The sequence below is a fragment of the Bradyrhizobium diversitatis genome (genome assembly GCF_016031635.1).
Taxonomy (GTDB): domain Bacteria; phylum Pseudomonadota; class Alphaproteobacteria; order Rhizobiales; family Xanthobacteraceae; genus Bradyrhizobium; species Bradyrhizobium diversitatis.
Map to the genome: position 1 here is coordinate 1 of NZ_JACEGD010000084.1, position 9,582 is coordinate 9,582.

General features: G+C 65.7%; 9 protein-coding genes and 1 pseudogene. 3 read left to right on the plus strand and 7 right to left on the minus strand.

The window, feature by feature from the left end; genetic code table 11:
* The 4 genes from H1B27_RS39375 to H1B27_RS39390 all read right to left on the minus strand — a co-directional run.
* A partial coding sequence (locus H1B27_RS39375; protein ID WP_512699751.1) for a hydroxymethylglutaryl-CoA lyase-like TIM-barrel protein occupies window positions 1-202 on the minus strand: 202 nt, incomplete at its 3' end.
* 1 nt (window position 203) lies between these two features.
* Window positions 204-2,207 (minus strand): acetyl/propionyl/methylcrotonyl-CoA carboxylase subunit alpha, encoded by a 2,004-nt coding sequence (locus tag H1B27_RS39380; protein WP_197969745.1) that lies wholly within the window; start codon window positions 2,205-2,207, stop codon window positions 204-206.
* A 4-nt stretch (window positions 2,208-2,211) separates the two neighbouring features.
* Window positions 2,212-3,729, minus strand: a complete 1,518-nt coding sequence (locus H1B27_RS39385; RefSeq protein WP_197969746.1) for a carboxyl transferase domain-containing protein — start codon at window positions 3,727-3,729, stop codon at window positions 2,212-2,214.
* Between the two features lie 23 nt (window positions 3,730-3,752).
* Window positions 3,753-4,880, minus strand: coding sequence for an isovaleryl-CoA dehydrogenase (locus tag H1B27_RS39390; protein WP_283817058.1), 1,128 nt, complete (start codon window positions 4,878-4,880; stop codon window positions 3,753-3,755).
* Between the two features lie 158 nt (window positions 4,881-5,038).
* Here H1B27_RS39390 and H1B27_RS39395 point away from each other — a divergent pair, with 158 nt between their 5' ends.
* A complete protein-coding gene (locus H1B27_RS39395; protein ID WP_061881497.1) occupies window positions 5,039-6,067 on the plus strand; it encodes an AraC family transcriptional regulator in 1,029 nt (342 codons plus the stop codon).
* A gap of 94 nt (window positions 6,068-6,161) precedes the next feature.
* On the opposite strand, the gene H1B27_RS39400 is transcribed toward H1B27_RS39395, so the two are convergent.
* The 3 genes from H1B27_RS39400 to H1B27_RS39410 all read right to left on the minus strand — a co-directional run bounded on the left by H1B27_RS39400 (window position 6,162) and on the right by H1B27_RS39410 (window position 7,784).
* Complete coding sequence (locus H1B27_RS39400) at window positions 6,162-6,458, minus strand: DUF3551 domain-containing protein (RefSeq protein ID WP_197969748.1); 297 nt, start codon at window positions 6,456-6,458, stop codon at window positions 6,162-6,164.
* Between the two features lie 220 nt (window positions 6,459-6,678).
* Window positions 6,679-7,173: an Lrp/AsnC family transcriptional regulator gene (locus H1B27_RS39405; protein ID WP_061881495.1), complete on the minus strand. Its 495-nt coding sequence runs from the start codon at window positions 7,171-7,173 to the stop codon at window positions 6,679-6,681.
* 305 nt (window positions 7,174-7,478) lie between these two features.
* A complete protein-coding gene (locus tag H1B27_RS39410) occupies window positions 7,479-7,784 on the minus strand; it encodes an ETC complex I subunit (protein WP_008567648.1) in 306 nt (101 codons plus the stop codon).
* A gap of 247 nt (window positions 7,785-8,031) precedes the next feature.
* On the opposite strand from H1B27_RS39410, the gene H1B27_RS39415 reads away from it, so the two are divergent.
* Together H1B27_RS39415 and H1B27_RS39420 are read left to right on the plus strand one after the other, a co-directional pair.
* Window positions 8,032-9,207: an OpgC domain-containing protein gene (locus tag H1B27_RS39415; protein WP_061881494.1), complete on the plus strand. Its 1,176-nt coding sequence runs from the start codon at window positions 8,032-8,034 to the stop codon at window positions 9,205-9,207.
* Between the two features lie 163 nt (window positions 9,208-9,370).
* Window positions 9,371-9,582 (plus strand): annotated as a pseudogene (locus H1B27_RS39420) (translational machinery protein); the annotation flags it as partial.

Consider the following 9,582-nt stretch of genomic DNA (forward strand, 5'->3'; position numbering starts at 1 on the left):
TGACGCCGCGCAGCACGGCATCGGAGCTTGCCATCTGCGGGATCGCCCTGGGCGAGACGAAGGCGCCGACTTCGACCGTATGGAGGCCGGCCGCGACCAGCGCCTCGACGAAGGCGATGCGGGCCTCGACGCCGACGGGCGTCTTCTCGTTCTGGAGACCGTCGCGCGGCCCCATTTCGATGATGCGGACGGGATCGCTCATGTCACTCTCCGGAAGGCTCGACCACGGCGAGCTCGACGCCCTCCTGGACGATGTCGCCGACCTTGCACCTGATCGACTTCAGCACGCCGGCAAAGGGTGCACGCAGCGTCTGCTCCATCTTCATCACTTCCAGGGTCAGGATCGGCGCGCCCTTCTCGAGGTTCTCCCCCTCCACGGCGAGCACGGCGACGACCGTGCCCGGCAGGGGCGCCGCGATCTTGTCCTCGCCGACATGCTCCTCGCTCTCGCCGCCGAACGGATCCACCCAGTGTAGGTCGAACCGGCCGTTGCGCGTGCGCAAGTAAAGCTCATGGCCGTCGATCACGGCCGCGACGGACGATTTGACCCCGTCCAGCGTCAAGTCGAAGCCGCCTTCCTTCGCCGTGGTCGTGAACGCCAGCTCGCGTTCGCCGATCACCAGCGTCGCGGGGCCACTCCCGTAATTCAGCGTGATCTTCTGCTCCGGCCCGTGCCCGACACGGAAGGCAAAGTTGCGCTGGCGGCGGCCGACCGGCTGCCAGCCGAAGGTCTGCCAGGGCGAACTCGCCTGCGCACGTGCGGCCTGTCGCTCGTCATTGAGGATCGCGGCCACCGCGGCGCAAAGCTCGAGCTCGCCGGGCGCCGGCGCGGCCTGCGTCAGCACCGCCAGCTCGCGCTCGATGAAGCCGGTGTCGATCGCATTCGCCCGCACCTTGGGATGCGTCATCAGCGCCGACAGGAACGGGATGTTCGTGACGATGCCGCGGACGTCGCTCTCTTCCAGCCCGCGATTGAGCCGCTCGATCGCGACATCCCGCGTCGGCGCCCACGCGATCACCTTGGCGAGCATGGCGTCATAATACGGCGAAACGGTATCGCCCTCGCGATAGCCGGCATCGATGCGCAGCCCCCCGGTTTCCGCCGGCAGCCGCCAGGTCGAGATCCTGCCGACCGACGGCATGAAGTTCTTGGTGGGATTCTCCGCATAGACCCGCGCCTCGACGGCATGGCCGTTGAGCCGGATCTGGTCCTGCTTGAGCGGCAGCGCCTCGCCGAAGGCGACGCGCAGCTGCCACTCGACGAGGTCGATGCCTGATATCAGCTCGGTCACGGGATGCTCGACCTGGAGACGGGTGTTCATCTCGATGAAGAACACGTCCCTGCCGTCGGAGACGAACTCGATCGTGCCGGCGCCGACATAATTCACCGCTCCGGCCGCCTTTCGCGCGGCGGCGCAGACCGTGTCGCGCTGCGCGGCGTTGAGGGTCGGCGACGGCGCCTCCTCGATCACCTTCTGGTGCCGGCGCTGCAGCGTGCATTCGCGTTCGAACAGCGAGAGCAGATTGCCGTGGCTGTCGCCGATCACCTGCACCTCGATATGCCTGGGATTGTCGACATATTTTTCGATCAGCATGCGGTCATCGCCGAACGCCGCCAGAGCCTCGCGCTTGGCGCTGACGATCGCGGGCCCAAGCTCTGCCGCCGAACGCACGATCCGCATGCCGCGGCCACCGCCGCCGGCCGACGCTTTCACCAGGATGGGGAAACCGATCCTGTCCGCCGCCTTCGACAGCGTCGCCTCGTCCTGGGCCTCGCCGTGATAGCCGGGCACCAGCGGCACGCCGGCCTTTTCCATCAGCGCCTTCGAGCCGGACTTCGAGCCCATCGCAGTCATCATCCCGGCGGTCGGGCCGACGAAGACGAGCCCCGCTTCAAGGCAGGCCTGCGCGAACTCGGCGTTCTCCGACAGGAAGCCGTAGCCGGGATGCACGGCCTCCGCCCCGGTCTTGCGCGCGGCCTCGATCAGCCGCTCGACATTGAGATAGCTGTCGCGGGCCCGGGCGGGACCGAGCAGCACGGCTTCGTCCGCGAGCGCGACATGCATCGCGTCGCGATCGGCCTCGGAATAGACAGCGACCGTTCGCAGGCCCATGGCGCGGGCGGTGCGGATGACGCGGCAGGCGATCTCGCCCCGGTTGGCGATCAGGAGCGTGCGAAAACGCCGGTAGAGCTTTGAGCGGTCCATCGCATCACATCCTGAACAGGCCGAATTTCGTCGGTTCGATCGGCGCATTCGATGCGGCCGAGAGGCCAAGGCCGAGCACGAGGCGGGTGTCGGCCGGGTCGATCACGCCGTCGTCCCAGAGGCGCGCGGTCGCGTAATACGGGTGCCCCTGGCTCTCATACTGCGCTCGGATCGGCTCGCGGAACTTGTCTTCCTCTTCCTTCGACCAGTTCTCGCCCTTGGCTTCGATGTTGTCGCGGCGGACCTGGCTCAGCACCATCGAGGCCTGCTCGCCGCCCATCACCGAGATGCGTGCGTTCGGCCACATCCAGAGGAAGCGCGGCGAGTAGGCGCGGCCACACATGCCGTAATTGCCGGCACCGTAGGAGCCGCCGATCACGACGGTGAACTTCGGCACGGAGGCGGTCGCCACCGCCGTCACCAGCTTGGCGCCGTCGCGCGCGATGCCGCCGGCCTCGTATTTCTTGCCGACCATGAAGCCGGTGATGTTCTGCAGGAACACCAGCGGAATGCCGCGCTGGCAGCACAGCTCGATGAAATGCGCGCCCTTCAGCGAGCTCTCGCTGAACAGGATGCCGTTGTTGGCGATGATGCCGACCGGATAACCCCAGATATGGGCGAAGCCGCACACCAGCGTCGTGCCGTAGAGCTTCTTGAACTCGTCGAACTCGGAGCCATCGACCACGCGCGCGATGATGTCGCGCACGTCGAACGGCTTTCTGCCGTCGACCGGCACCACGCCGTAGATCTCCTCCGCCGCGAACAGCGGATCGCGCGGCGCATAGTGATCGGTCACACCGGATTGTCGCGAATGCACGTCGGCACCGCCGAGCTCTTCCGCGCTGACGACCTCGCCGGTCGCGGCCTTCACCAGCGGCGGGCCGCCGAGGAAGATGGTGCCCTGGTTGCGCACGATGATGCTCTCGTCGGACATCGCCGGCACATAGGCACCGCCCGCGGTGCAGGAGCCCATCACGATCGCGATCTGCGGAATGCCCTGCGACGACATCTGCGCCTGGTTGTAGAAGATGCGACCGAAGTGACGCTCGTCGGGAAAGATCTCGTCCTGCAGCGGCAGGAAGGCGCCGCCGGAGTCGACCATGTAGACGCAGGGAAGATTATTCTGCCGCGCGATGTCCTGCGCCCGCAGATGCTTCTTCACGGTCATGGGATAATAGGTGCCGCCCTTGATGGTGGCGTCATTGGCGACGATGACGCATTCACGGCCCGCGATGCGCCCGACGCCGGTGACGACGCTTGCCGAATGCACGTCGCCGCCATAGAGACCGTAGGCCGCCAGTGGCGACAGCTCCAGGAACGATGTGCCGGGGTCGACCAGCAGATCGACCCGCTGGCGCGCCAGCATCTTGCCGCGCGCGGTGTGGCGGTTGCGCGAGACCTCGCCGCCGCCGCCGGCGACCTGGCTGAGTTTTTCGCGCAAGTCAGCGACGAGCGCGCGCATGGCCTCGGAGTTGCGCGCAAAGTCGGATGAAGACGGATCGATGCTGGAATGGAGCGGCATGGTGATTCCAATGAGGTGAACGTTTAAGCCGTCTCGGCCATCAGCTCGCGGCCGATCAGCATGCGGCGAACCTCCGAGGTGCCGGCGCCGATCTCGTACAGCTTGGCGTCGCGCCAGAGCCGTCCGACCGGGAATTCGCTGGTGTAGCCGACCCCGCCGAGCGCCTGGATCGCCTCGCCCGCCATCCACGTCGCCTTCTCTGCCGAATACAGGATCGCGGCCGCCGCGTCCTTGCGCAAACTGCGCGCGTGGTCGGCGCGGTCGCAGGCACGGCCCACGGCGTAGACATAGGCACGCGTGGCCTGCCAGGTCGAATACATGTCGGCGAGCTTACCCTGCATCAGCTGGAAATCGCCGATCGGCTGGCCGAACTGCTTGCGCTCGTGCATGTAGGGCACCACCGCATCCATGCAGGCCGCCATGATCCCGAGCGGGCCGCCCGAGAGCACCGCGCGCTCATAGTCCAGGCCGGACATCAGCACCTTGACGCCCTCGCCCACCTTGCCGAGCACGTTCTCCTCTGGCACCTCGCATTCGTCGAAGAACAGCGGATAGGTATTGGAGCCGCGCATGCCGAGCTTGTCGAGATGCTGGCCGTGGCTGAAGCCCTTGAAACCCTTCTCGATCAGGAAGGCGGTCATGCCGCGCGGGCCGGCCTCCGGATCGGTCTTGGCGTAGACCACCAGCACGTCGGCATCGCCGCCATTGGTGATCCACATCTTGGAGCCGTTGAGCACGTAGCGGTCGCCGCGCTTGTCGGCGCGCAGCTTCATCGAGACGACGTCGGAGCCGGCGCCGGGCTCGGACATCGCGAGCGCACCCACATACTCACCCGAGATCAGCTTCGGCAGATAGCGCTGCCGCTGGGCGTCGTTGCCGTTGCGGCGGATCTGGTTGACGCAGAGGTTGGAATGAGCGCCGTAGGACAGCCCGACCGCAGCCGAGCCGCGCGAAATCTCCTCCATGGCGACGATGTGGGCGAGATAGCCCATGTTGGAGCCGCCATACTGCTCCGGCGCGGTCATGCCGAGCAGGCCGAGGTCGCCAAAGCGCTTCCACAGGTCTGCCGGGAACAGGTTGGCTTTTTCGATGTCGGCCGCGCGCGGGGTGATCTCCGCCTCCACGAAGGCGCGGAGCGTGTCGCGCAGCATGCCGATGTCTTCGCCCAGATCGAAGTCGATGCTCGGGATGTTCAAGGCGATTTCCTCCGTATTTTGGGGTCCGAACCTAGCGGGGTCCCGGCCCTCTTGCAGTCGAAAAGGTTGCATTTTCCGCCAAACTTGGCGAGGATTTTCAGGAGGGATTTCCGATGCCTTTTCAAGCCGCCACCGCGATCCCGCGCCGCGCCGTCACCCCCGCCGCCTTCGTCCGCGGCGTGGTCGCCGCCTATGAGCGATACGGCCGCGATCCCGCGGAGGCATTGAACCGGGGCCAGGTCGCGCCGGACCTGCTCAATTCTCCGGACGGACGGGTCACCGCCGCCCAATTCGAGGCGCTGGCGGGCCATGCCATGCGCGAGCTCGACGACGAAGCGCTCGGCTGGTTCTCGCGGCGGCTGCCCTGGGGCACTTATGGCATGCTGTGCCGCGCCTCGATCACCGCGCCGACGCTGGAGGTCGCACTCAAGCGCTGGTGCCGGCATCACCGCCTGGTCACCGAGGATGTGCTGCTCGATCTCGAGCTCGGCGACGAGACCGCGGTCGTCTCGATCCGTGAGCGACGCGACCTCGGGCCCTGCCGCGAGTTCTGCCTGGTCACGCTGTTCCGCTACGTGCTCGGCTTCTCGTGCTGGGCCGTCGATTCCCAGATCGCGCTCCGCGCGGCTGAATTCCCTTACCCGCAGCCCGGCCACGTCTCGGTCTATCCGACTATCTTCTGCCGGGCCGTCCGCTTCGATGCGAACCGCGCCAGCATCGTCTTCGACAAGCACTATCTGTCGCTGCCGCTCACGCGCAGCGCGGCCGATCTCGACAACATGCTCAAGGGCGCGTTGCGGCTGACCGTGCTGCCCTACCGGCGCGACCGGCTGCTGGTCGAGCGCGTGCGCCGCGTGCTCCGCAATGCGCGCGGGCGCATTCTCGGCGCCGAGGATGTCGCGCGCGAGCTGGCGCTGTCCACCCGCACCATGCACCGGCGCCTGCGCGAGGAGGCAACCTCGCTGCGTGATCTCAAGGAAGAGGCGAAATTCGAGCTCGCCAAGCAGGAGCTGATGCGCGGCCGCACGCCGATCAAGCGCATCGCGGAGATCGCCGGCTTCCGCAACGAAAAGAGCTTTTCGCGCGCCTTCCGCAGCTGGACCGGGACGTCCCCGCGCGAGTTTCGCGGCCGGTACCGGTGAGCGAGCGCGTGCGCTGCGTGGTCGTCATGAACTGCGGCCCCCGAGATGGATCTCGGAGGCCGTAACGTCTCTGAACCGGTCTCGACTGGCGACGTTAGTTCGAGTTGGTCTGGCCGCCCGACCGGAGCTTGCGCGAGTGGGTCTGCTTCGGCTGCTGAGCGAACGCGTCGTTCGAGGCCTTCGCACCACCGCTCTGCGAGCAGGTGCCGCCGATACCGCCCGCCGCGGCGCGGCACGCTTCCATCGTCGGATAGCCGCAGCCGTGAGCGGCCTGAGCGCCGTTTGTGATGCAGTATTCTTCCGCCTGCGCTGCGGGTGCGGTCATCATGAGAAACGCGGATGCAAACAGCGTCGCCGCCGATGCGACGAACGTCTTCGAAATCGATGTCATGGTGTCTTTTCCTGCTTCAGGGTCCCACAAAAGAGGCCTCGGCATGCCAACACGCTGAGGGGTCGCCCCTCGCATCTAGGCGGCGCAGGGGAACCGACAATCACGGCTCAGCGCATTGCAGGGCTTCCCAAATCACATGTCACAGTTAGGTGAGTGACTCATGTATCCTTGTTCGGATTGCATGAAATTCTGGTTTGGCCGCACGGGAGCATTTCCAATCCTATCCTGCCGGCGCCGCCGCGGCGACCTCCTGCAACGGCAGCGGCACATCCTTGGCGACGCCGAGCACCGGGAAGCTGCGGACGTTCTTCACATCCGGCATCGCCGCGAAATGCAGGAGCTGCTGGCGCATGCTTTCGACGCTCGGCGCCACGCATTTCAGCAGATAGTCGGTGTCGCCCGAAATCCGCCAGCACTGCTGGATGCGCGGGATCGCTGATATCGAGCTCTCGAACGCCTCCAGCACCGGCTGGGCCTGGCTGCCGAGCTGGATCGAGACAAACGACACCACCTCATAACCGAGCCGCCGCTCGTCGATGACGGCGCGCACCGCCCGGATCACGCCGCGGCTGAACAACGATTTCAACCGCCGCAGGCAGTTCGGCGCGGACACGCCGACGCGCAGCGCCAGTTCGTTGTTGCGCACCCGCCCGTCCTGCTGCAGCTCGGATAAGATCTTCAGATCGACGCCGTCGAGCTGGTCACGCCCCGCCATACCCCGCCTCGCCATGAGCTCGTCACGCGAGGCAGCGAAGCACGTGGCGGAATTGATGCCAACCACCTTAAGCGTCCCCGAGGCTAAAAGCGTGGCGGGAAGCTTGCCTGCGGCCCATCCTTCGAGACGCCCGCCCCGGCGGGCCCTCAGGATGACGTCACGCTTCGCGGCAAGATATCAGACCCTCATGGTGAGGAGCCCGCCAAAGCGGGCGTCTCGAACCATGCAGGCCGAGCTCATGCGGCCAAAACGTGGATGCCGGGACAAGCCCGGGCAATGACGTGCCGATAGAGCTCGCCCGCCCCTCAATGCGTCCAGGGCTCTCCGCGGCGGAACGAGAAATTGTCGGCATAGGCGACCGGCCGGCGGATCGATTCCTGGGGCTCGATGACCTGGTAGGCGATGCCTTTGCGCTCGCAATAGGCGACCGCCTCTTCCTTGCTGTGGAAGCGCAGCGTGATCTGCTGCTTCATGTCGCCGGACGAAGTCCAGCCCATCAGCGGCTCGACCGAGCGCGGCTGCTCCGGCTCGTAGTCGAGCTGCCATTCCTTCGTCTTGGACCGGCCGGATTGCATCGCGTTCTTGGCTGGCTTGAAAATGCGTGCGGTCATGGCTGGTCCGGGCCTCTTCGTCTTTTCGTTCGATTTCGATGCGTCACGGTGGCAGTTGGTGGAAACCTCAGGGATAGTATAGAGAAACCGATCGGGACTTGATCGGTGATTCCGGCCCCCGGCCCCTCGCCAACGGTATAGTCATTATGCTGCACCGTGACAATTCCGTACCTGCCTTCGGCGCCGGGATTCCGCCCGGCGGCACTGCCTCATCAGCCTATCCGATCTCTTCGAGAGCTCCCGTCGCATGGCCTTCCTGAACATCAGTGCAACGCTTCCCGACAAGGGCCGCGATCTCCGGCTCGACCTGTTTCGCGGCGTCGCGAACTGGGCGATCTTTCTCGACCATATCCCCGACAACGTCGTGAACTGGATCACGACCCGCAACTACGGCTTTTCCGACGCGGCCGACCTGTTCGTCTTCATCTCCGGCTATACCGCCTCCTTCGTCTATGCGCGGATGATGCTGGAGCGCGGCTTCATCGTCGGCGCCACGCGGCTGACCAAGCGGGTCTGGCAGCTGTATGTCGCCCACATCATCCTGTTCGTGATCTACATCGCCTCGATCAGCTATCTGGCGTTGCGCTTCGGCGATTCCGAGATGATCAACGAGTTCAACGTCGCCGGCCTCGTCGACAACGCCACCGAGACGTTGCGCCAGGGCCTGTTCCTGCGCTTCAAGCCGCTCAATCTCGACGTGCTGCCGCTGTACATCGTGCTGATGGGCCTGTTTCCGCCGGTGCTGTGGTTCATGCTGCGCAAACCCGACCTGACGATGGTCCTGTCAATCGTGCTGTGGCTGGCCGCGCGCCACTACGGCCTGAACCTGACCGCCTATCCGGCCGGTCAGTGGTACTTCAATCCCTATTGCTGGCAGGTGCTGTTCGTGTTCGGCGCCTGGTGCGCGATGGGCGGGGCCCGGCGCTCGATGACGCTGATCAATTCGCCGATCACGCTGTGGCTCTGCCTCGGCTATCTCCTGTTCGCGCTGGTCATGACCATGGCCGGCCGCTTCCCCACCCTCGGCGGCATGTTCCCGGAATGGCTGTTCTCGGCCTTCAACCCGAATGACAAGACCAACCTTGCGCCGTATCGCTTCCTCCATTTCGTGGTGATCGTGATCCTGGTGATCCGCTTCGTGCCGAAGGAGTGGCCGGGGCTGGAATGGAGGGTGTTCGATCCCCTGATCGTCTGCGGCCAGCAGTCGCTCGCCGTGTTCTGCGTCGGCGTGTTCCTGTCGTTCGTCGGCCATTTCGAGCTCTCGATGAGCTCGGGTTCGCTGTTAGCGCAGATCTTCGTCAGCGTCGCCGGCATCGCGATCATGACGACGGTGGCCTATTACATCTCGTGGTCGAAGAAGCAGGACAAGCCGCTGAAACCGCCACCGCCGAAGCCGGGGGCAGCCGCGACGAAGGCGGCCTGAGCGGGCGCCGCCTTCGGAGCGCGAGGCCTCTGTTGCCCCGCTTGTCGAGCCGGCATCGAATTGACTTGGGTCAACGGAGGCGGCGCCGTCCCGCATAATGTCGCCGCGACATGCGCCGCCGCGCCGACCGCGGGCGGACTCCTCTCGCACAAGGCCCGAATCCATGCCCTCTCATTTCCATGCCGTGATATGGATCGACCACTCGCAGGCCAGGATCTTCCATTTCGGCCTCGGCGGCTCCGACGAAATCACGCTGCATCCGCACCTGGCGACACGCCATCTTCATCACAAGGCCAATGCGATCGGCAGCGGCCATGCAGCTCCCGACAAGGCGTTCTACACTGAGGTGACCAAAGCCGTCGCCGATGCCGGCGA

Bases quoted from the DNA above. Each gene is read 5' to 3' on its own strand.
- H1B27_RS39405 (WP_061881495.1), bottom strand. From the start codon at position 7,173: ATGGCGGGGCGTGACCAGCTCGACGGCGTCGATCTGAAGATCTTATCC.
- H1B27_RS39380 (WP_197969745.1), bottom strand. From the start codon at position 2,207: ATGGACCGCTCAAAGCTCTACCGGCGTTTTCGCACGCTCCTGATCGCC.
- H1B27_RS39390 (WP_283817058.1), bottom strand. From the start codon at position 4,880: ATGCTGCGCGACACGCTCCGCGCCTTCGTGGAGGCGGAGATCACCCCG.
- H1B27_RS39400 (WP_197969748.1), bottom strand. From the start codon at position 6,458: ATGACATCGATTTCGAAGACGTTCGTCGCATCGGCGGCGACGCTGTTT.
- H1B27_RS39385 (WP_197969746.1), bottom strand. From the start codon at position 3,729: ATGCCGCTCCATTCCAGCATCGATCCGTCTTCATCCGACTTTGCGCGC.
- H1B27_RS39410 (WP_008567648.1), bottom strand. From the start codon at position 7,784: ATGACCGCACGCATTTTCAAGCCAGCCAAGAACGCGATGCAATCCGGC.
- H1B27_RS39415 (WP_061881494.1), top strand. From the start codon at position 8,032: ATGGCCTTCCTGAACATCAGTGCAACGCTTCCCGACAAGGGCCGCGAT.
- H1B27_RS39395 (WP_061881497.1), top strand. From the start codon at position 5,039: ATGCCTTTTCAAGCCGCCACCGCGATCCCGCGCCGCGCCGTCACCCCC.